This is a genomic window from Corynebacterium sp. ACRPZ, from assembly GCF_022346205.1.
GTDB classification, from domain to species: domain Bacteria; phylum Actinomycetota; class Actinomycetes; order Mycobacteriales; family Mycobacteriaceae; genus Corynebacterium; species Corynebacterium lehmanniae.
The window spans coordinates 143,596-164,897 of sequence record NZ_JAKRMR010000003.1 but is presented as its reverse complement, the minus strand read 5'-3'; the positions used below and the strand labels follow the sequence as shown (position 1 = coordinate 164,897).

Below are 21,302 nucleotides of genomic sequence, written 5' to 3'. Positions count from 1 at the left end.
GCGCCGAGCGCTCCTCGCACCCGACGCCCTTCCATATACCCCTTTTAACGTAACGTTACGTAAACAGGCCTATCTACTTGGTCATGTTGATGCGCACGTTGACTTCGCCTTCTTCGGCGATTTTCGCCGCGACGAGCTCCGGAGTCTCCACGCCGTAGTCCAAGCGGTTGATCGGAATGTCGCCCGCGACAATCAGATGGTCGCCCGAGCGCGCAACGTCGAACTCGTGCGTGATCTCGTTGGTCTCGCCGTGGATGGTCAGCTCGCCGGTGAGCTCCACGGTGCCCACGGTGCCGTCCTCCGGCACGGCGGACACGTCAGCCGGACGCGTGACCTTGAACGTCGCCTCCGGGTACTCGTCCGTGTGGAAGATGCGGCGGCGCACCGACGAGTCGCGCTTGTCGCTGTCGGACGACAGGTGCTGCATGTCCACGGTGATCTCGCCGGCGGTCAGCGTGCCCTCGGCAATCGTCGCGAAGCCTGTGACCGCGCGCGTGGACGCCGACGTGCTGCGGCGCTCGCCCGGCAGCACCTCTTCAAACGTGAAGCCGGCGGATGTGACGTTGTCGCCCGGGCGGTTGGTCACCTCCCAGTCGCCGTCGAGCTCTGTGGAGGCCGCGGTCACCTTGTCGGCATCGATGCCCTCCGTCTTGACGCCGCCGCCCTTGAACAGGGTCATCAGCAGCGGGATCATGGCTACCAGCACCGCCGCGACGATGAAAATGGATACGACAACGATCAGGGTTGTACGCGTCTTTGCGCTGGTTGCCGCACTTTTCTCCACCTGGAAATCACCTCAGCCTTTCGAGTTGCTGGGCCAATTCTACTAATTCGTCACAAAGCGGGGCCAAATCGTCAGGCTTCGCGCCTTCGGCGGCCGCCGTGCGGATATCCTCCGCGGCGCACCGCAGCGCGTAAAGCCGGTCTCGGTACTCTGCGACCTTGTTTCGGTTGAGAATCACCGCGTCCTCGTCAACCGACGTACCGGCCAGCATGGTGCGCTGTTCGTAGGCGCGCTGCTTGCAGGAGGGGCCGCAGTACTTGCGTTTCCGGCCGCGGCCGCGGTTCACGGGGATCTCCTTCCCGCACCAGGCGCATGTGGCAGTTTTCTTGGTAAGGGCACGTAATTTATCCGTCACAGTTACATATTCTATTACATGTGTAGATGAAACAAAAGTGCCCGGGAACAATTCGCAGAACTGCACCGTTATACTGGAGCGACTGAAAACAAACGGGTTGAAAAGGATGGTGAGTGCCATGGCTGATCGAGTTCTTCGCGGAAGCCGCATGGGCGCAGTCAGCTACGAAACGGACCGCGACCACGATCTCGCGCCACGCCAGATGGCGAAGTACCGCACCCCCAACGGTGAGGTGTTCGAGGTGCCGTTCGCTGACGACGCCGAAATCCCCGAGGAATGGATGTGCAAGAACGGTCAGGTCGGCACCCTCATGGAGGGCGAAGGCGTGGAGTCCAAGCCCGCCAAGCCGCCGCGCACCCACTGGGACATGCTGCGTGAGCGCCGCAGCATCGAGGAGCTCGATGTCCTGCTCGAGGAGCGCCTGGAGCAGCTTCGTAAACGCCGCCGCACCGCCGCCCGCATTGCCAAGGAGCAGCAGCAGGCCAACGAGAGCTAGCTGGCTTTACGACGGCTCACGCAAGTGCCCGCCCCCGCGAAACCAATTCGCGGAGGCGGGCACTTCCCTATTGTCGGCCGCTATTTCTTGCGCTTGCCGTCGAAGCCGAGCGCGTGGAGCGCCTGGCGGACGGTCTCCTCGCCCAAGTGGATCGCGTCGTTGACGTGGCGGGCGGCGTTAGCCTGGACTTTGCCCAAGTTGGCGTTGTCGATCTCGTGCTTCGCCACGGAACCGAACTCGCCGATGGCGTTGATGATCTGTTCGGGAGCGTCGGCGGCCTTGCGGCGGACGTCGGAAAGCTTCGAGTGCTCCACGGCGTAGACGAGCTGGCGGACGGTCTCGGAGGTGAAGTCCTTGACGAAGGTGGCCTTGTCCGCGGCGCCCCACTTGGTCACCTCAGCCAACGAGGCGGTGGCGAAGCTGGCGTCCAGCTTGGACTCGCCGAGTTTGCGGTCCTCGAAGGTGATTGGCACCTCGCGGATGTCGAAGCCCAGCTTGTCCACCTTGTGCGCGATCTCCACCTGGAAGATGTAGCCCTTGGTGGACAGCGAATCCAGGTCCAACTCTTCCAGCACTTCGCGCTTGAAGGCGCGGTAGCCTGCGGTCATGTCCGCTACGTCGGTGCCGAGGGCGATGGAGACGTACTGGTTGCCCAGCTTGGACAGCAGGAAACGGTTCTTCGGCCAGTTGACCACTTCCCCGCCCTCGATGTAGCGGGAGCCGATGGCCAGATCGGCGCCGTCATCCAGCGCGTCGAGAAGCCTGTGTAGCTCCTCCGGCGCGTGAGAGCCGTCGGCATCCATCTGTACCAGCACCTGGTAGTCGCGCTCCAGGCCCCAGTTGAAGCCGGCGCGGTAGGCGGCCAACAGGCCGTCCTTGCCGGTGCGGTGCAGCACGTTGACCTCGTCGTGGGCGGCGGCGAGGTCGTCGGCCTTCGCGCCGGTGCCGTCCGGCGAGTTGTCGTCCACGACGAGGATGTCCACGGCATCCTTCGTAGCCAGCACGCGCTCGACGATAAGCGGGAGGTTCTCCACCTCGTTGTAGGTCGGAATGATCACCAGAGTCTGGTTGGCCACGGCGCTAATTCTCCTCAGGTTTACGCTGTTGTTCTCCGGTAGGAGCATACCCGCGCTGCGACCGGCGCGCGGACACGGCTGCGGCAAGCATCAGCGCCACACCGGCGGCGACCATCAACCACTCCAAAACCTGCCCGAACCGCACCGCGGGTGTGGTGCCGGTACGCAGCGGAAGCGTCTCAATCAGATGCGCGGGCTCGAAGATCTCCGTTTGCTGCGACACGCGACCATCCGGGTGCACGATCGCCGAGACACCGGAGGTGGCAACAACCACCACTGCCCTGTCGGTTTCGATCGCGCGCATCCGGCTCATCGCCAGCTGCTGGTACGTCATGTCAGTGAAACCAAAGGTGGCGTTGTTCGTTGGCGTGGACAAAATCTGCGCGCCGCCACGCACCGCCATGCGGTAGGCTTCGTCCTCCGCCACCTCGTAGCAGGTGGCCACGCCAACTGGAATGCCGCCCATGTGGACCACGCCGTTGCCGTCGCCGGGCTTGAAGTCGCCCGCCAAATCCACCAGGTCGGAGAAGTTGCGGAAGAAATCGCGCATGGGCATGTATTCGCCGAACGGCTGCAAGAAGCGCTTGTCGTGGCGCTCCCCTGGCCCTGTTTCCGGGTCGAAGACCACCATGGTGTTGCGTGCGCCGACATCGTCGCGGGTGAGCGTGCCCACCAGCAACGGCGCATCCACGCCGCGCACCGCCGCACCCACCAGCGCCTCGGCCTCCGCGTCGACGAACGGGTTGACGTCGGATGCATTTTCCGGCCAGAACACCATGTCCAGCTCCTCGCCGGATTCGTCGGCCGCTTCCGCGAGCCGCAGGGTCTCGTTGACGTGGTTGCTCAGCACCGCCCGACGCTGCTCATTGAAATCCAGACCCATGCGCGGCACGTTGCCCTGCACGGCCCCCACGCGGGCCTGATCAACGGTGGAGCTGTCCTTTCCGACGTCGAGGTTTGCGATCAGCCCGACAGCCAGCGGCAGGATGATGGCGGCTGCGGCGGGGCGGCGGGACGTGGCGTCGAGAAGCGAAATGCACCCGACCGCCACAAGTACTGTGGCGACGGTGACCAGCGCGGGCCCACCCCAGGCCGATAGTGCCGCCAGCGGGCCGTTGATCTGCCCCCACGCCAGGCGCACCCACGCGAAGCCGCCGAAGGGCCACGAGGAGCGCACGAACTCGACAGCCAGGTACACCAGCGGGAACGCGAACGCGCCGTAGCGTAAGCGGGCCACCAACACGCCGAACGCGCCGGTGGCCAGCGCGTAAAGCGCCATGGTGATGGCCAGCGCGACATACGGCATGGCGCCGACAAACTCGCCGACCCACGGCAGCAAAAACAGGTAGCAAAACAGGCCATGTGTGAACCCGATCAGCGCGCCGAAGCGTACGGACGGGCGCTCCTGCGCCTCCCCCGCCATGCCCAGCGCCGCCGTGGTGCGTCTGGGCCACGGCACGAGTGTGAGCCACAGCAGCGCGATGCCGAGCACCGCGGCCCACCAATGGCCGATAGGTTCGTACGAGAGGTAAACCAGCCAGCCGGAAACGGCGGCGAGTCCGAAACGGAGAAACGCCGGCATTTAGCGCGTCCCTCCGGTGCTGTCGCCTGGGTCTTGTGGGCGCTCGGGGCTGTCCATGCGGTACCACTGCTCCAGCTCGTCGGCATCGATGACCTGCTCCTGCGGCTGCGCACCCGGCTGGTTGAAAGAGCCGTAGCTCGTCTTGAACTGCCCCATCGGGGTGGCGTCGTAGACACGCACGCCCAGGTTCTCCACCGCGGCGCGCGCCCGCTTGGTCATGGTTTTGCGGATCAACGCGCGCGTCGGCCCGAACACCAGCGGCAGGCCGATCAGTGAGGTGACAAAGCCGGGGATGACGGAAAGCGTCCAGCCGCCGATGAGCAGCGCGGAATCGCCCGCGAGCTTGCCCACGCTGGAGCGGCCGTGCGCGGCCTGCAGCAGCGAGTTGCGCAGCGCAATGCTGGCCGCGGCGCCGCCGGCGATCATGAGCACGAAAATCGCCAGAAGCGCCCAGCCAACACCGATGGCCTTCGCCACCAGAAAAAACGCGAGCGCTTCGACGAGGAAGTATGCGAGAAGAGGAATCGGCATGGCCACGAGGGTACCTGGCTTGGCCGCTACCTCGGCATGTGCCTCCACACCGGCCGCGGCACAACGCGCATGATCGCGGCGAGGACAGCCAGGCGCCGCGGGATCCACACCGTGGCACTCTTGCCACGCGCGGCGGCGTCCACCACCGAGTCCGCGACCACGTCCGGGGTCACCGACATCACTGCCGGTGTCATCCCTTGCGTCATCTTGCCGATGACGAAGCCCGGTCGCGCGAGGATGAGGTTGAGCCCGCTGCCGTGCAGGCGGTCCATCAGCCCTTGGCAGAACGCGTCCAGGCCCGCCTTGGTGGAGCCGTAGACGTAGTTGGCGCGGCGCGCCCGCCACCCCGCGATGGAGGAAAATGCGTAGATCTCACCGCGCGTCATCTCGTCCGCAAGCACCGTGAGCATGCTTACCTGAGCGAGGTAATCCACCGTGGCGATGCGGGCGGCCTCGCGCTCGTCGCGCTCTGCGAGATCCTGGTCGCCGAGGATGCCAAACGCCACGATTGCGGTGCTCACCTCGCCCGCCTCGCGGACAATGCGCCGGTGCGACTCCACGTCGGTGGCGTCGAAGTCGAGCGCGCGCACCGCGGTCGCGCCCGCGGCGAGCAAACGCTTCTCGACGTCCTCCAGTCCCCCGCTCCCCCTGGCCGCGAGCACGACCTCGCGGCCCTGGCAGACGCGTTCGGCGATCTCGCCGCCGATGTCGCTGCGCGCCCCGAGCAGGAGCACTGCGCCCTGCCCGGTAGAGCCAGGCCCGGTGGAGCCAGGCCCGGTCGAGCTAGGCATCGTCGCCGCCCAGCGTGCGGCGGGTGTGGTTGAACGTTTCGATGCCGCTTGCAGTCATGCGCACGATGTCCTCGATGCGCATGCCCCACTTGCCCGGCACGTAGATGCCGGGCTCGATGGAAAATGTCATATCCTCGCGCAAGACGATGTCGCCGCCGGCGACGATGAAGGGCCGCTCGTGGCCGGACAGGCCAATGCCGTGGCCGAGACGGTGGGTGAAGTACTCGCCGTAGCCGGCGTCTGCGATCACGTCGCGGGCCGCAGCGTCGAGCTCGCCGGCAGTGATGCCGGGCTTGGCGGCAGCGCACGCGGCGTCGAACGCGCGCTCCAGTACCGCGTAGGCCTCGAGGAAATCCTCCGGCGCCTTGGCCACATCGCCCACCACGTGGGTGCGGGTGCAGTCGGACTGGTAACCGGACGGCAGCGCGCCGCCAAGGTCCACCACCACAGGGTCGCCCTCTTCGAGGACGCGGTCGGAAAAGTCGTGGTGCGGGTTGGAGCCGTTTGGCCCGGAGCCGACGATGACGAACTGCACGTTCGCGTGTTCTTCAAGGATCAGCTCGTGCAGCTCATCGGCGATCTCGCGCTCAGTGCGGCCCGGCTGGAGCAGTTCGGCGGCGCGCTCGTGAACGCGGTCGATGGCGGTGCCGGCCTTCGCAAGCTCAGCGATCTCCTCGTCGTCTTTGACCATGAACAGTACCGCCACCGCGCCGGAGGCAAGCTCGGTCTCGGGCAAAAGCGTCTGCAGCGCGAAAACGTGGTCCGCGGTCAGAGAGCTGCTCAGCCCCACTGTGCCGCTGGCGAGGCGCTCCGCAACGAGCTTGTAGGGGTTGTCCCCGTCGCGCCAGCCGATCACTTCGACGTCTGGGGCGCCGTCCAGCCCCAGCGACTGGATGTCCGTCACCGGTGCCACCACGGTGGCACCGTCTGGCGCGATCACCAGCGCGGTGAGACGCTCGTGCGAAGAGGTCCAGGAGCCGGTGAGGTAGGCAAACTCCGCGCCGGTGCCAATGACCAGCCCACCCAAACCGCGCTGTTTGACCAGCTCGACGGCTTGCTTGCGGCGTTCGGTGTACACATCAGAGTCGAATGCAGTCATGCACGCCATGGTAGATCGCTAGCATCGTTGCCGTGTTGCCTGCCCTGTCCCGCTCCGTCGCCCGCCTGAGCGCACCCGGCGGCGGCTACTGCTCGGGCGCACTCATCGCCCCCGACATCGTGCTCACGTGCGCGCACTTCTTCCGCGAGCGCTCACATACAGGGGCGCAGGTGCGTATCGACGGCTCCGTGTTCCCCGTCGACAGCCTCCATACCGTGCCCGGCACAGACGTGGCGATTGTTCGTCTGCCTGAGAGGATCGATGCCACCCCGTTCGTGCTCGGGCCGTCGCCGCGACCGCTTTCCCGCACGCTCACACTCGGCTTCGGCGGCCAGGCCCGCAGCGTCCAGGCCCGCCCGGGCGTGTATTTGGGCACGCTGCCGGTGTCCTGGTCCAGGAAGCGCGTGACCCGCGTCCGGCCGGCTGGCCTGGTGTACGCCAACCCGCCGGCGGTGAAGGGCGATTCCGGCGGCCCTGTGCTGGTCGGTGGCAAGGTCATCGGGGTCCAGTCGCTCATCCTGGATCCGAGGGGCACCAACCTGCGCATCGCCACGGTGTCGCTGTGGCCTCGGGGGCTGGCTCGGTCGATGCGGGGGCTCTAGTTGCCGATTGCCACCACGCCGCGGCGGATGGCGTCCACAGCCCGGTTGGCGTTGTCCCGGATCTGGTCCGAGTAGCCGGTCTTTTTGATCTGCTCGAGCAAGTCGATCACCTGGCGGCACCAGCGCACGAAGTCGCCGGGGGTGAGCTCCGCACCCGATTCCGCAGCGGCAGCCAGGGCGTAACCCAGTGGTGCTCCGGCGGTCCACTGGTGGATGGACAGGCAGAACCCGGGATCCGGCAGGCGGGTCACGGGCAAGTTGTGGCGCTGTTCGTCTGAAACCAACTCACCGTAGATGCGCATCGTCTCATTCATCGCGTCAGCCATGGCGTCGGTGGCAGCCTCGGGGCTGCCGCCGGTGGCGCGGCGGTTTTCAAACACCACCATGGAGGCCACTCCGGCCAGCTCGGCCGGGTCCAGCTCGTCCCAAATCCCGCGCTTGAGGCACTGCGCCACCAAGAGGTCGGAGACGTTGTGGATGCGGGATAGGCGCTCGCCTTCGTCGGTGACCTGCGGTTCGCCGTCGTGAAGCTCGACGTAGTCCATCTCCGTGAGCAGCCCGATGATGCGCTCGAAGGTGCGGCCCAGCGAGTCGGTGGAGGTGTCCACGCGGCGCTCCAGCTTGGCCAGTGCCCGCTCTTCGCGGACGATCTCCTGGGCGGTGCGGGCCAACAGCTCCCGGTCCGCCGCCGGCCAGTCGTGCACCGGGTGGTTGCGGATGGCCTCGCGCAGCGCGGTGATCTTCTTATTCGGCCGCACCCGGGACTGCTCGCGCAGGCGCTTCGGGGCGTCGAAGTGGCCGCGGTGTAACAGACTCGCCACCTTTCGGGCGTGGCGGCGCGGCTGGTCCTGCATGTGGCGCGGCACCTTAATGCGGCCCACCACCAGCGGCGGGTTCTTGAACGTCGCGGCGTCGATGCGCCCGGACCAGCCGCGCTCTGTGGTCACCCAGGGGCGCGGGTCGTGCGGCTTGCCCGCGGGCTGCACCACGGCGGCAAGCTCTGGCTTGCGCTTGCTGGGCAGCGCGATGACCTGGCCCACTTGCAGCGAGCCGAGGATCTTGATGGTCTCGGTGTGGTGGCTGTCCAGGTGGTCGCGGCGGGCCTGCTTCTCCTCCTCAGACAGGTCCCGGCGCAGTTGCGAGTACTCGACCAGCTCGGCGGCTGCATCGTCGCTAGGCGGAGCGAATGCGGAGATATCGCGCTCGAGCTTGGTGCGCAGCGAGCGTACCTTCTGCTGTAACCGCTCGATGTCGCGCACCTCGCCGACCACCGAGCGGTCCGTCTGGAACTGAGCGAAGGACTGCTCGATCAGGCGGATCGAATCGTCGAAGCCGTTCATGGCCAGCATGTTGATGGCCATGTTGTAGCCGGGCTGGAACTGGGAGATCAGCGGGTACGTGCGTGTGGACGCCAACCCCGCCACCTGGTGGGGATCCATCGCGGGCGCCCACTGCACCACGGCGTTGCCGATGTGGTCGATCCCGCGGCGGCCAGCGCGGCCGGTGAGCTGGGTGTACTGGCCCGGGGTGAGGTCCACGTGCGCTTCGCCGTTGAATTTGACCATCTTTTCCAGCACCACGGTGCGTGCCGGCATGTTGATGCCCAGCGCCAGCGTCTCGGTGGCGAAGACGACCTTGACTAAGCCACGGACGAACAACTGCTCTACGATGTGCTTGAACGCGGGCAAAAGCCCTGCGTGGTGCGCGGCGAACCCGCGCATCCAGGCGGTGCGCACCTGGCGGAAGTTCAGCACCTCCAGGTCCTCTTCGGGGATGCCTTCCACGCACTCGTCGATAATCTGCTCGATCTCTGCGCGCTCTTCGGGCGTGGTCAGCTCCTTGCGGGAGCGCAAGCATTGGAACAGCGCGCCGTCGCAGCCCGCGCGGGAGAAGATGAACACGATTGCGGGCAGCATGTCCTGGCCCTGGAGGGCGGAGACAACCTCCGGTCGGCCGACGGGGCGCACCTTGTCCTGGCCGCGCGAACGGCCGCTGCGGGCGCGCGAGCGAAACCCTCTCCCCTCCTCGAAGTCGCGCCGGCCCTCATCGGAAGAGCCCGCCTCGATGCGCTCGATGGCGTGCTCGAGGCTGCGGTTGACCCGCCCGCCGGTGCCTGGTTCGAACAGCGGGAACATCTTGCGGCCGACCATCATGTACTGGCTCAGCGGCACCGGGCGGTGCTCGGAGACGATGACTTCGGTGTCGCCGCGCACCGCGTCGAGCCACTCGCCGAATTCCTCGGAGTTGGACACGGTGGCGGACAGGCCGATCAGGCTCACGGAATCGTCGAGGTTGAGGATGATCTCCTCCCACACCGCGCCGCGGTCCCGGTCCGCCAGGTAGTGGATCTCGTCCATCACCACGTGCGTGAGCCGGTCAAGCTGGGGCGATTCCGCGTACAGCATGTTGCGCAAGACCTCGGTGGTCATCACGACGATCTCGGCGGAACCGTTAATGCTGGTGTCGCCGGTGAGCAGGCCCACCGCGTCCTCGCCGTGCTCGGCGACTAGGTCATGGTACTTCTGGTTGCTTAGCGCCTTGATCGGCGTGGTGTAGAAGCACTTTGTGCCGCGGTTAAGGGCGAGCGCGACAGCGAACTCGCCGACGATGGTCTTGCCCGACCCGGTAGGCGCGCACACCAGCACGCCGCGGTCTTGCTCCACCGCCTGGCAGGCCTGGAGCTGGAAGTCGTCGAGAGCAAATGGCTTCGCCTCGGCGAATTCCCGCAGAAACGATGTACCAGGATCGGGGGAAAGCATGCCCCCTACAGTACGTCCCTGAAATCTGCTCCGCCCGCGTAGCCCCGCGGCGAGGAATTCTGCTGGCGCTCCGGCGCGCGCTGCACCGGCGCCGGGTGCGCAATCGGCTCCGCACCGATGCTGCTGGCGCGGCCCACTGGCGTCGGCGCCTCAATCGGGCCGGAGGCTTCCTCGTCGTCCAGATCCATCCAGTCGGGGCGCTCGCGCTTCTGCTTGCGGTCGTTCCAGCGACAGAACTGGAAGGCCATCTCCACCAGCAGACAAATGGAGATAGCCAGCGCCACCATGGAAAACGGGTCCTGGCCCGGCGTCATCACCGCAGCAAAAATGAAAATGCCCACGATGATCACGCGCCGTTTGCCTTTGACATGTTCGTAACGCAGCACACCCAACAGGTTGAGCATAATGATGATCAGTGGCACCTCGAAGCTGACGCCGAAGATGACGACGAGCGCGAGGAGGAAGTTGTAGTACTCCCCGCCTGTCAGCGCGGCGACCTGGAACTCGCTACCGATGGTCATCAGCACGTACAAACCCTGATCTAGCACAAAGTACGCCAGCAGCGCGCCGGAGACGAACAGCACCACCGCGATGGTGACGAAGCTGAACGTGTAGCGGCGCTCGTTTTTGTGCAGGCCCGGGGTGATGAAGTTCCAGATCTGCATCAGCCACACCGGTGAGGCGAGGACAAGCCCGGCGAGCGCGCCGACTTTCAGACGCAGCATGAACATCTCAAATGGGCTGGTGGCCAGCAGGCGGCACTCGCCGTCGCCGGTGAAATCCGCCCGGAGCTCGGACGGCAGGTTGCAGTAGGGGCCGCGGATGATCTCGCCCAGCGGCATCATGCGCGGCGGGGCGGCTTGGTACCAGATGAACCCGATGATGGTGCCCACCACAATGGCAGCGAGCGAAATGATGACGCGGCGGCGCAGCTCCTGGAGGTGCTCCACCAGCGACATCTCGCCGGTCGGGTTCTTCGGTCTCTTCGGCCTCTTGGGGGTTTTCGTGCGTGCCATCAGGCGGACTTAGCGCGGATTGTTCTCCGGGCGCTCCCAGAAGTCCGCCTCCTGGGCAGCGCTGCGGGTCTCCTGCGTCGGCGCGGCGTCGATTTGACGCTGCTGCGCCGGGGTTTCCGCCCCGTCTTCGTTGCGCATCTCCTTGACCTCGGACTTGAAGATGCGTGCGGAGCGACCCATGGAACGTGCCAGGTCCGGCAGCTTGTTTGCGCCGAACAGCAGCAGCACGAGGAAGATGACGATGATGAGTTCGGTCCATCCAATGTTTGGCATGGGTTGTCCTTTCCGAAAACGGTCTAACGCGCAGATTAGTCTAACGCCTCGAGCCCGCGATGCACGCGGGACATGGCCTCGTCGGCGAGTGCTGCTGGTTCGACGATGCGCACCCGGTCAGCCTGACTCAGGCAGAAGCGCACCAACCAGTCGACGCTGCCGTAGCGCATCGTGGCGGGGATCCACTCCCCTGCCGGTTCAGCACCTTCTTGGTCTTCCTCCGAAGGTTCCTCCAGCTCGATCTCCCAGTAGTCCGCCAGCCATGTGGCATCCGGGTGGATCAGCAGGCGGGCTTGGGCGCGGTCGGCCATGCCGAACGGGTCCGCTGGGTCAAAGTCAGTGTCGAAGTCGGTGCCGGTGGCGGCCGAAGGGGCGTCGAGAAGCTCGGCGCTTTGGATCCTGTCCAAGCGGAACGTACGCATCTCGCCGTGCTGCGCGGCGTGGAGGTAGGTGGCGCCGGACTGGTGGAACAGGCGCGCGGGGTCGACCTCGCGCTCGGTGACGGTGTCCGAGGATGCGGAGTAGTAAGTAATGCGCAGCTTGCGCTTGGCGACGAGCGCTTCGGCGACGGTGCCGGCGACACCGGCGTCAGCGGTGTGCTCCGCGTCGCCGACCGCCTGCGATTTGGTCACCGCGCGGATCTTCTCGGCGGCGGTGCGCACGGCGCGGCCGTCCACAAGTCCCGGCATGGTTTCCAAAGAATCCAGCAGGATCAACAGCGCGCTAGCTTCCGCGGGAGACAGGCGCAGCGGCGTGGTCATCCCCTGGTCGTCTTTGATGTTGACGCCCTTCCAGGAGTACTCCAGGTCGATCATCTCGCCCGGCCCGGTGCCCACGCCGGAGAGGAACAGCAGCTCGAAATCGTCGCGCACCTGCATCGGGTCCGCGCCCAGGTCGCGGGCGATCTCCATCGGGGTCAGCCCCGGGTGGTTCGAGGAATAAGCCAGCAAATTAAGCAGGCGCACCACGCGCTCTTGGCGCTTGAAGTCCACAGCCATCAGTTCTCCCCTTCCAGCGCTGTGCGCAGCAGCTTAACGACGTCCTCACGGACCTCCAACGGCTCCACCGCGAGCACGTTTCCGGCGAGACTGGCGATGGTGCGCACGGCCCAGTCGCGGTCCACGCCGCGCAGCGTGATGGTGTCGGTGTCAGCGGAGGTACGGGAGCCGCGCTGGGCGAGCTCCTCGCCGGTGCCGTGGGTGACGGTCACGGTGGCGTCGATAAGCTCGCCGCGCAGTGTTTCCTCCACCAGCGCCTGCAGGTCGCCGGCACGCTCGTGGAACGCGTCCGAGTGGCGCACCTTCTTCAGCCGGGAAACCTTTTTCAGGCGGAACACGCGCACGTCGTCGCGGTCGATGTCGTAGCCGACGAAGTAGGCGCGGTTGTTCAGGGAGACCACGCCCCACGGGTCGGCCACGCGGCGCTCCGGGTCCTTGCCAGGGGCGCGGACGAAGTCGAAGGAGATGCGCTGCTTCGCCTGCACGCACTTCACAATGGCGCGCAGCGTATCGGGGCGCAGCTGGAAGATGTCGTTGGATACGTTCATCAGCGCCGGCGCGTCCATGGAACGCGTCGCCCCAGAGGCGGCGAGTTTGGTCCAGCCGGAGCGGGCGAATTCGCCGAGCGACCCCGGCTTGCTCAGGTCCGCGGCAAGGCCCACCACGGAGGCCTCCTCGGCGGTGAGGTCCACGGCCGGCAACTCGTAGAGGTCCTTGACCACCCACACTTCGCCGTCCTGGTAGCGCGCGGGCACGCCGAGGTCGCGCAGCTCGCGCACGTCGCGCTCAATCAGGTGAGTGGCGGCGTCGCGGGAGCGGCCGCCATAGCCGTCCACGTGCTTCTGCACCCAGGTGACGTCGCGTTTTGCGGGCGAGGCCAGCAAGGCGAACGTGAGCCCGACTTGGCGCACGACCATGTCGTTGTCGTTGGCCACAGCGACCTACCCTTCTTCGGTTTCCTGCGCCCGCACCCAGCTGATCAGGTCGGCTGCGGCATCGTCCGTGGTGGCGAACGGGTCCTGCAGCTCCACCGTGCGGGGTTCCGGGCGGTTGACCTTCAAGTGCACCCAGTCGACATTATGCGCAAGCCCCCGCTCGCGCACGGCGGAAAGGAACTCGCCGCGGATGGCGGCTCGCGTAGTCGCTGGCGGGTTGTCCACCGCCTCCTCAATGGCGGCGTTGTCGATCCACCGCGCCGCGAGCCCCTTGCGCTCCAGTACGTAGAACAAGCCGCGATCGGGGTTGATGTCGTGGTAGGTCAGGTCGATCTGGGCGAGCTTCGGGTGGTCCCAGCCGCAGCCGAGGCGGTCCTTGAACTGGGTGAGCAGCTTGCGTTTGATCACCCAGTCAATCTCCGTGTCTACGCCCGAGAAATCCTGCGTGGCAATGGCGTCGAGCACTCGGGTCCACAGGTCCACTACTCGGGCCATCTCCTCGTTCGGCGTTCCCTCGTCTGGACGCTGCTTCAGCCAGCGCTTTGCGGCTTCGAGGGTGCGCTGCTGCACCTCGAGCGCGGTGACGGTGCCGCCGGAGGCAAGGGTGAGTTCGGTGGCGCCTGTGGGGTCGGCGGCGATGTCGCGGATGTGCGCGATCGGGTCCGCAAGCTCCATGTCCGGCAGGTCGAAGCCGGCCTCCAGCATCTCGATGACCAGCAGCATCGAGCCGACCTTCAGTGCGAAGGTGGGCTCGGACATGTTGGAATCGCCCACGATCACGTGCATGCGGCGGAAGCGGTGGGAGTCCCCGTGCGGCTCGTCGCGGGTGTTGATGATCGGCCTGGTGCGCGTGGTGGCCGACGAGACGCCTTCCCACACCTGGTCCGCGCGCTGGGAGATGACGAACTTCTCGCCCGCGATCTTGCCGGCACCGCAGATGAGCTGGCGCGTGATCAGAAACGGCAGCAGTTGCTGGCCGAAGGACTTCAACGCGAGCTCGCGGCTGATCAGGTAGTTCTCGTGCGCGCCGTAGGAGTTCCCGCGCGAATCCACGTTGTTTTTGAACAGGTAGGTTGAACCCGCGAAGCCGTCGTTACGCAGCGCCTTGTCGCACTGCTGCGACAACCGGTGGAAGATCCGCTCCCCCGCCTTGTCGTAGGCCAGAAGCTGGCTCAGCGAGTCGCACTCCGCGGTCGCGTATTCCGGGTGCGAGCCCACGTCCAGGTACAAACGCGAGGCGTTGGCGGTGAACACGTTGGAGCTGCGGTGCTGCGCGACCACCGGGCGAAACAGGTAGCGCGCCACCTCCTCGGGCGTGAGTACCTGGCGTGAGCCGTCGTAGGCGGCCACGCCGAACTCCGTTTCCACGCCCATGACGCGGCGCGGGTAGCTGGTTGCCAGCTTACTGCCCGCCCTTCTGCACAAACGACTTCACAAATTCCTCCGAGTTGGAGTCCAGCAGCGCGTCGATCTCGTCGAGCAGGTCGTCGGTGCCGGAGGTGTTGATCTGGGCCTGGCCGGCAGATTCCGCGGCGACGTCCTCGCCGTGGTTGTCCCCGCCGCCACCGGAAGCGTGTGTCTGTTGCGTAGCCATAGATGCAACCTTAGCGCTCTGGAGCCAGCCCGAGGCCGGAAAGCAGCTCGCGTGTTGTCGCAGATGTTTCGATCAGCTCCCCCACGTCCGCCTTGGTGTGGCTGCCCAGCAGATCCAGCGGCACCCGGTAGAGCTGCCCGTCCACGGTGAACAGCATGGACTGCCAGTTCGAGGCTGTTAGGTCCTCGGCGAATTTCTCGCCTGCACGCCCCCGGAAGTAGGCGCGGGTGTCCTCCGGCGGGTGGACCGCAGCTTCCGCGATCTTCTCCGCGCTGACCATCGTGCGCATCGCTCCCTTGCGCACCAGCGCGTGGTACAGGGAGCTTTCGGGGTCGATGTCCGCGTACTGCAAATCAATCGCCTGCAGCTTGGCCTGGGTCGCCCCGCGCTGCTCAAACCTGCGCACCAGCGCCCACTTCGCCGTCCAATCCAGCCGGTCGGCGGTGGACAGCGGGTCGCGCTCGAGGTCGTCGAGGACTTCGCCCCACATCTCGAGCACTTGCTTATCGACGTCGCTCCGCACTGCACACCTTCTCCTGTATTCACGGAGGATGGAGATCGCGGTCAACCTTTGGCCGTCGAGAAGCTCGAGCTCATGTGTGAGCGTGGGATCGTGGCTGACCGCCTTAATCTCTTCGACCGGGTTTTTCAGGCGCAGGTCCGAGAAATCCACGCCGGCCTCGATGGCGTCGAGCACGAGCGAGGTCATGCCGAGTTTGAGGAAATTGGAGAACTGGCTCATGTTTGCGTCCCCCACGATGACGTGCAGGCGGCGGAAGTCCTCCTCCGGTGCGTGCGGCTCGTCGCGTGTGTTGACGATGCCGCGGTTGAGCGTGGTCTCCAGCGAAACTTCCTGCTCGAAGTAGTCCGCGCGCTGCGAGATTTGGAAGCCCGGTGTCTCCGACTCCTGGCCGATGCCCACACGTCCCGCGCCGATGATGACCTGGCGGGTGACGAAGAACGGGATCAGCGCCTGGGTGAGGCTTTCAAAGTTGGTGTGGCGCGAGTACAGGTAATTCTCGTGGCTGCCGTAGGAGCGGCCCTTGCCGTCGACGTTGTTTTTGTAGAACTTCAGCGGCGGGCACGGCTCGTGCTTAGCCAGCACGGAGACCTGCTGCTCCCACAGCTCCCGGATGCACGCGGCGGCGTCGTTGAGGACGATGTCGCCGGCGGCATCAAAGACCATCGCGTCAAACGCGTTCGAGCACTCCGGGCTGGAGTACTCCGGGTGCCCGTGGTCGACGTAGTAGCGCGCGCCGTTGGTGGTGACCACGTTGGCCACTCCGATCGCGTTCGCGTCCACGACCGGCACGCTGCGGTAGCGCTGCAGGTCGAAGCCGCGCGTGTCCTTCAGCGGCGCTTCCTCCGCATAGTCCCAGCGGGTGCGGGCCTGGGTGCGCAGCGCCGCGTAGGCAACCACCGCGTGCGTGGAGGTGACCAGCGGGCTGATCTGCGGGTTGTCCGGGCAGGTGATGCCGTACTCCGTCTCGGTTCCCAAGTAACGCGTCATAGGTGACGAGCCTACAGGCGTGCCCGTGTTTGGAAGATAATACGATCGGACGTATTTTATTTAGTTATGACTTCCTTACCACGGCTCGGTGTGTCCGCGCCGCAGACCGAGCGCAAATTCTTCGGTCAGCCCTGGGGGCTGGCCAACCTCTTCGGCATTGAGCTGTGGGAGCGCTTCAGCTTCTACGGCATGCAGGCATTGTTGGCCTACTACATGTACTACTCGACGACCGAAGGCGGCCTCGGCATCGGCGAGCCCACCGCATTGAGCTTGGTGGGAGCCTACGGCGGCTTCGTGTACATGATGGCGCTCGTCGCCTCCTTCGTGGGCGACCGCATTCTCGGCACTGAGCGCACGCTGTTCTACTCGGCGATCCTGGTCATGATCGGCCACGTCGTGCTCGCCCTCGTTCCGGGCGCTGCGGGCCTGGCCATTGGTCTGGTGTGCGTCGGCATCGGCTCCGGCGGCGTGAAGACGGCGACCCAGGTGGTGCTCGGCGACCTGTACACCCGCGAGGACCCGCGCCGCGACGCAGGCTTTTCCATCTTCTACATGTCCGTCAACATCGGCAGTCTGCTCGGCCCAGCGATCACGGGCTGGGTGTGGGGCAAAGCCGGCTTCCACTGGGGCTTCGGTCTGGCCGCCATCGGCATGGCAATCGGCCTGGTGCAGTACATACTCATGCGTAAATCCACCATCGGCGCCGCCGGTGCCGAGGTGCCCAACCCGCTGCCGCGGTCGAAGTGGGCACCCCTCGGTTTTGGCGCTCTGGCAGTTGCCGCGATCGTGGTCGGTCTGCTCACCACGGGCATCCTGCCGCTGGACTTGTTGAGCTGGGTCGTCTTCGCCATCGCCCTTGCTGCGACGGTCATCCTGCTGTGGGAGATGTTCGCCTCCGACAAGGTCACCGCCCACGAGAAGTCGCGCCTGACCGGCTACATCCCACTGCTCGCCGGGTCCGTCGCGTTCTTCGCCATCTTCCAGTCGCAGTTCACCGTAGTGGCGCTGTACACGGATCAGCGCGCTGACCTGTCCTTCTTCTGGACTGAGCTTGAGCCCTCACAGGTGCAGTCCTTCAACCCGCTGTTCATCATCATCTTCGCGCCGATCTTCGCCACCATGTGGACGAAGCTGGGCGAGCGCCAATGGGCGTCTGCCACGAAGTTCGGCGTGGCCAACATCATCATCGGCCTGTCGCTGTTCTTCTTCCTGCCGTACGTGGGCAAGGGCGAGAACTCCACCCCGCTCGCGGTGCTGGTGCTGATCCTGTTCCTGTTCACCATGGGCGAGCTCCTGCTGTCGCCGGTCGGCAATTCCCTGGCGACGAAGGTCGCCCCGGTGGCGTTCAAGTCGCGCCTGTTCGCCGTGTGGCTGATGTCGGTGTCCATGGGCACCGCGCTGTCCGGCGTGCTCGGCTCGCTGTACAACCCGAACGACGCCACCGCGGAGCGCACCTTCTTCCTCACGCTGTCCGCGATCACTATCGTGCTCGGGTTGGTCCTCATTGCGATCAGCCGTTGGGTCGTGCGCAAGTTTGGGGACGTGCGCTAGGCGGAGCTTGCGTCGCAAAGCTAAAGCTCGTTACTCGCACCTCGTCTATCAAAAACGAGGTGCAGGTAACGAGCTTTACGCGTTGAATGCCCTACCAGCCGCGCTCGGCCAGGCGGTGCGGCGCGGGAAGGTCGGCGACGTTGATGCCCACCATCGCCTCGCCCAGGCCGCGGGAGGCCTCGGTGACCACCGCGATGTCGTTCCAATTCTTCGTTGCCCTGACCACGGCCTTCGCGCGAGCTTCCGGGTTGCCGGACTTGAAGATGCCGGAACCAACGAAGACACCGTCCGCGCCGAGCTCCATCATGAACGCGGCGTCAGCCGGAGTGGACACGCCGCCGGCCACCAGCAGTGGCACCGGGAGCTTGCCATGCACCGCCACGTAGGCCACCAGCTGGTACGGCGCCTGAAGCTCCTTCGCCGCGACGAAGAGCTCGTCGCGGTTGCCGTTCCAGATTGCCTGCAGCGACGCGATCTCGGCCTTGATGGTGCGGATGTGCTTGGTTGCCTCCGAGACGTCGCCGGTGCCGGCCTCGCCTTTCGAGCGGATCATCGCCGCGCCCTCGTTCACGCGGCGCAGCGCCTCGCCGAGGTTGGTCGCGCCGCAGACGAACGGCACGGAAAAACCGCGCTTGTCAATGTGGTTGACGTAGTCGGCCGGGCTGAGCACCTCGGATTCGTCGATGTAGTCCACACCCAGGTGCTCGAGGATCTTCGCCTCCACCGCGTGGCCGATACGCGCCTTGGCCATGACCGGGATGTCGACGGTCTCGATGATGCCCTCGATCAGGTCCGGGTCCGACATGCGGGCCACACCGCCCTGCGCGCGGATGTCGGCCGGCACGCGCTCAAGCGCCATGACTGCGGAGGCGCCGGCGTCCTCGGCGATCTTGGCCTGCTCGGGCGTGACGACGTCCATGATCACGCCGCCGATGAATTTCTGGTTCAGCTGTTCTACATCAGACATACCGCTTAGTCTGCCCCGGCAACTGGTAGATTCCAAGTGCCAGTTCCGTTTAGTTTCTTTGGACCAGTTGATGCTGCTGCATATCTCCCGCGACCACCCAACGCCCATCCCCGCGCAGATCGCCGCAGGCATCCGCGACGCCGTGGCTACAGGCGCACTTTCGCCTAACGACGCCATCCCGTCCACCCGCGCCCTGGCCGAACAGCTCGGCGTCTCCCGCGGCAGCGTGGTCACCGCGTACGACCAGCTCGAAGGCGAGGGCTACCTGCTAACCAGCCAGGGAGCGCCGACGCGGATCCACCCGGACCTCACCGTGGCCGCGCCCCTGCCAGAGCCCACCTCCGGCACGCCCGCCCGCACAACCCCGAAGGCCTGGATCTCCCTGAAGCCCTCGCCCGGCAGCGCGGGCACCATCCGCCCCGCCACTTGGCGAAAGGCGTGGCGCGAGGCCGCCGCGGAACCCGGCTCCACCGTGGACAAGTCCGGCGAGCCCGAGCTGCGCCACGCCGTTGCCGAGCACCTCCGCCTCGCGCGCAGCATGCGCGTGTCCCCGGACCAGATCGTGGTCACCGGCGGTTCTCGCGAAGGCCTCATGTGCATTCTCTTCGCGCTTGGTCCAAACCTGCGCGTGGGCGTGGAAGACCCCGGGCACCCGGGACTGCGGCGCGTGATCCCGCTCGGCGGCCACGAGGTCGTGGAATGCGCCACGGACACCGACGGCGTCGTGGTCGACGCTCTCCCAGACTCCCTCGACGCCCTGCTAGTCACCCCGTCGCACCTCTACCCCTTCGGCGGCGCCATGCCCGCCGCCCGCCGCGTGGAGCTGCTCGAGTGGGCCGCGCGCACCGACACCGTGGTAATCGAAGACGACTTCAACACCGAACTGCGCTACCGCATATCCCCGCAGCCGGCGCTGTCCTCGCTGGCCACCCGCGCGGACGTGCTCACCCTCGGCACGTTTTCCACGCTGCTGTCCCGCGAACTCGCCGCGGGCTACGTCGTCGCCTCACAAGCGACCGCCGAGGCGCTACGCGAGGTCCGCAGCGTCCTGGGCATGCCGGTCTCCTCCGTCACCCAGCGGGCGATCGCGCATTTGCTTAACGACGGCGTCGCCCGCCGCGCATCCCGCGCCGTCCACCGCGGGCTGGCGCAGCGACGCGAGGTGCTGAACCAGCGGCTGGTTCCGCTCTTCGACGGCGCCCGGCTCGCGCCCGGCGACGGCGCGGACCTCACTGTGCGCTTTGGCACACGCGAGGAGCGAGATGAATTTGAGAAACGCCTACTTAAAGCCGGTATTGAATCCGGGCACGAATCCACCTTGTGGACCAACAGCGGCGACGGTTTGGTGCTGAGCTTCGCGCACCTCAGCGCTGGTGATTTCGGTGTTGCTGTCGACACAGTTGCGCAGACGCGCGCTACCCTGGGCCGAGCCCAGACGTGAAGCGAAAGAGGGAACGGATATGGACGAGGCAATAAGCCTGGCGAGTCAACACTTTGACGTCGTTGTCGTTGGAGGCGGATTCGCCGGGAGCGCGGCAGCGATCAATCTCGCTCGGGCGAACCGGAAGGTGTGCCTGGTGGACGCGGGCACGCCTAGGAACCGCAACAGTGAGCACATGCACGGCGTGATCGGTCTCGACGCAGCGAATCCCTCCGCACTGCTTGCCCGCGGCCACGCCGAGTTCGTGTCGTATGGGGGCCTTCTTATCGACGGACGCGTAGAAACGCTGGAGCCCATGACCGCGGGTGATTGGTCCGTGAAGCTCGCGTCGGGCGAAGCATCGACGGCTTCGCAGGTGCTCGTTGCAACCGGAATCACGGATGTGCTCCCCGAGGTCCCCGGGTTGAGCGAGATGTGGGGAACCCGTGTCTTTCACTGCCCCTACTGCCACGGGCACGAAGTCAACGGCACAAACCTCGGCGTCGTCGGAGGCAAGAACCCAGGGTTCACCACCAGGATCGCAACGTTGCTGACCAAGTGGGCCTCCAGCGTCGCGCTTTACTCCAACGGGATGGACCTGAGCCCAGAGCAGCGCGAACGCCTTGAACAGCGTGGAGTAGCTCTCGTCGTCGATGAGGTATCGCGAGTTTCACCAGCCACTGACGACGACCACGCCGTCGAGATCACCACTGGCTCCGGGCCGATTCGCTATGAAGCCTGCTTCACCGGTCCGGAGTTCAAACCGAACGACGAACTCCTCCGGGATGCTGGCTGCACTGTTGCAGATGGCTGGGTCCAGGTTGAGGGAGGCAAGACCTCGCAGCCTGGACTGTGGGCGGTCGGCAACGTCGTTAGCTCGCCGGATCAGGTCTCTCAAGCGCTCGGATCGGGTGCCGCCGTGGCTATCGCCATCGACCAGCATCTCTTCGACCAGCGCTAAAC

The 21,302-nt window shown here is 65.9% G+C and carries 21 protein-coding genes; 5 read left to right on the top strand and 16 right to left on the bottom strand.

Annotated features, from left to right (window positions below):
* Positions 1–73: 73 nt before the first annotated feature.
* Together MHX64_RS03365 and MHX64_RS03360 are read right to left on the bottom strand one after the other, a co-directional pair.
* Complete coding sequence (locus MHX64_RS03365) at positions 74–784, bottom strand: YceI family protein (RefSeq protein ID WP_239355748.1); 711 nt, start codon at positions 782–784, stop codon at positions 74–76.
* Between the two features lie 7 nt (positions 785–791).
* Positions 792–1,139 (bottom strand): hypothetical protein, encoded by a 348-nt coding sequence (locus MHX64_RS03360; protein ID WP_070473850.1) that lies wholly within the window; start codon positions 1,137–1,139, stop codon positions 792–794.
* Between the two features lie 118 nt (positions 1,140–1,257).
* Here MHX64_RS03360 and MHX64_RS03355 point away from each other — a divergent pair, with 118 nt between their 5' ends.
* Entirely contained in the window at positions 1,258–1,635 is a 378-nt protein-coding gene (locus MHX64_RS03355) for an RNA polymerase-binding protein RbpA (protein WP_070473852.1), read from the top strand.
* Positions 1,636–1,715: 80 nt separating this feature from the next.
* Here the strand turns inward: MHX64_RS03355 and MHX64_RS03350 are convergent, their stop codons facing one another.
* From MHX64_RS03350 to MHX64_RS03330, 5 genes are read right to left on the bottom strand one after another with little or no spacing between them, the layout of a single operon-like run.
* Positions 1,716–2,759, bottom strand: coding sequence for a polyprenol monophosphomannose synthase (locus tag MHX64_RS03350; RefSeq protein WP_255710947.1), 1,044 nt, complete (start codon positions 2,757–2,759; stop codon positions 1,716–1,718).
* Positions 2,716–4,293 carry an apolipoprotein N-acyltransferase gene (gene lnt / locus MHX64_RS03345; RefSeq protein ID WP_239355749.1) on the bottom strand — a complete coding sequence of 526 codons (1,578 nt, stop codon included), beginning with the start codon at positions 4,291–4,293 and terminating at the stop codon, positions 2,716–2,718. Before lnt ends, MHX64_RS03350 begins: the two co-directional genes overlap by 44 nt.
* Positions 4,294–4,824 carry an FxsA family protein gene (locus tag MHX64_RS03340; RefSeq protein WP_239355750.1) on the bottom strand — a complete coding sequence of 177 codons (531 nt, stop codon included), beginning with the start codon at positions 4,822–4,824 and terminating at the stop codon, positions 4,294–4,296.
* 26 nt (positions 4,825–4,850) lie between these two features.
* Entirely contained in the window at positions 4,851–5,615 is a 765-nt protein-coding gene (locus MHX64_RS03335; protein ID WP_239355751.1) for an SDR family oxidoreductase, read from the bottom strand.
* The gene (locus MHX64_RS03330; protein ID WP_239355752.1) at positions 5,608–6,714 is read right to left on the bottom strand and encodes a Xaa-Pro peptidase family protein; all 1,107 of its coding nucleotides are present in this window, start codon (positions 6,712–6,714) and stop codon (positions 5,608–5,610) included. Before MHX64_RS03330 ends, MHX64_RS03335 begins: the two co-directional genes overlap by 8 nt.
* Positions 6,715–6,746: 32 nt before the next feature.
* On the opposite strand from MHX64_RS03330, the gene MHX64_RS03325 reads away from it, so the two are divergent.
* Positions 6,747–7,316: a serine protease gene (locus MHX64_RS03325; protein ID WP_239355753.1), complete on the top strand. Its 570-nt coding sequence runs from the start codon at positions 6,747–6,749 to the stop codon at positions 7,314–7,316.
* Here the strand turns inward: MHX64_RS03325 and MHX64_RS03320 are convergent.
* Genes MHX64_RS03320 through dop form a run of 8 tightly spaced genes read right to left on the bottom strand, consistent with a single transcriptional unit; the run spans position 7,313 to position 16,401 of the window.
* The gene (locus tag MHX64_RS03320; RefSeq protein ID WP_239355754.1) at positions 7,313–10,075 is read right to left on the bottom strand and encodes an RNA helicase; all 2,763 of its coding nucleotides are present in this window, start codon (positions 10,073–10,075) and stop codon (positions 7,313–7,315) included. The genes MHX64_RS03325 and MHX64_RS03320 overlap by 4 nt on opposite strands.
* A gap of 5 nt (positions 10,076–10,080) precedes the next feature.
* Positions 10,081–11,091 carry a twin-arginine translocase subunit TatC gene (gene tatC / locus MHX64_RS03315; RefSeq protein ID WP_239355755.1) on the bottom strand — a complete coding sequence of 337 codons (1,011 nt, stop codon included), beginning with the start codon at positions 11,089–11,091 and terminating at the stop codon, positions 10,081–10,083.
* Between the two features lie 9 nt (positions 11,092–11,100).
* Positions 11,101–11,364 carry a Sec-independent protein translocase subunit TatA gene (gene tatA, locus MHX64_RS03310; RefSeq protein ID WP_239355756.1) on the bottom strand — a complete coding sequence of 88 codons (264 nt, stop codon included), beginning with the start codon at positions 11,362–11,364 and terminating at the stop codon, positions 11,101–11,103.
* Positions 11,365–11,399: 35 nt separating this feature from the next.
* Positions 11,400–12,362 carry a YafY family protein gene (locus MHX64_RS03305; RefSeq protein ID WP_239355757.1) on the bottom strand — a complete coding sequence of 321 codons (963 nt, stop codon included), beginning with the start codon at positions 12,360–12,362 and terminating at the stop codon, positions 11,400–11,402.
* Positions 12,362–13,297 (bottom strand): WYL domain-containing protein, encoded by a 936-nt coding sequence (locus MHX64_RS03300; protein WP_239355758.1) that lies wholly within the window; start codon positions 13,295–13,297, stop codon positions 12,362–12,364. The genes MHX64_RS03305 and MHX64_RS03300 overlap by 1 nt, the downstream gene beginning before the upstream one ends.
* 6 nt (positions 13,298–13,303) lie before the next feature.
* Positions 13,304–14,671 (bottom strand): Pup--protein ligase, encoded by a 1,368-nt coding sequence (pafA, locus tag MHX64_RS03295; RefSeq protein WP_239355759.1) that lies wholly within the window; start codon positions 14,669–14,671, stop codon positions 13,304–13,306.
* Between the two features lie 28 nt (positions 14,672–14,699).
* Entirely contained in the window at positions 14,700–14,891 is a 192-nt protein-coding gene (locus tag MHX64_RS03290) for a ubiquitin-like protein Pup (protein ID WP_070845309.1), read from the bottom strand.
* Positions 14,892–14,901: 10 nt separating this feature from the next.
* Complete coding sequence (dop, locus tag MHX64_RS03285; RefSeq protein WP_239355760.1) at positions 14,902–16,401, bottom strand: depupylase/deamidase Dop; 1,500 nt, start codon at positions 16,399–16,401, stop codon at positions 14,902–14,904.
* A gap of 66 nt (positions 16,402–16,467) precedes the next feature.
* Between dop and MHX64_RS03280 the strand changes: the two genes are divergently transcribed.
* Positions 16,468–17,952, top strand: a complete 1,485-nt coding sequence (locus MHX64_RS03280) for a peptide MFS transporter (protein ID WP_239355761.1) — start codon at positions 16,468–16,470, stop codon at positions 17,950–17,952.
* A 91-nt stretch (positions 17,953–18,043) separates the two neighbouring features.
* On the opposite strand, the gene pdxS is transcribed toward MHX64_RS03280, so the two are convergent.
* Positions 18,044–18,919, bottom strand: coding sequence for a pyridoxal 5'-phosphate synthase lyase subunit PdxS (pdxS, locus tag MHX64_RS03275; protein ID WP_239355762.1), 876 nt, complete (start codon positions 18,917–18,919; stop codon positions 18,044–18,046).
* A 70-nt stretch (positions 18,920–18,989) separates the two neighbouring features.
* Between pdxS and MHX64_RS03270 the strand changes: the two genes are divergently transcribed.
* Both MHX64_RS03270 and MHX64_RS03265 read left to right on the top strand, forming a co-directional pair.
* Positions 18,990–20,360, top strand: coding sequence for a PLP-dependent aminotransferase family protein (locus tag MHX64_RS03270; RefSeq protein ID WP_239355763.1), 1,371 nt, complete (start codon positions 18,990–18,992; stop codon positions 20,358–20,360).
* A gap of 19 nt (positions 20,361–20,379) precedes the next feature.
* Complete coding sequence (locus MHX64_RS03265; protein WP_239355764.1) at positions 20,380–21,300, top strand: NAD(P)/FAD-dependent oxidoreductase; 921 nt, start codon at positions 20,380–20,382, stop codon at positions 21,298–21,300.
* The last annotated feature ends 2 nt before the right edge of the window (positions 21,301–21,302 follow it).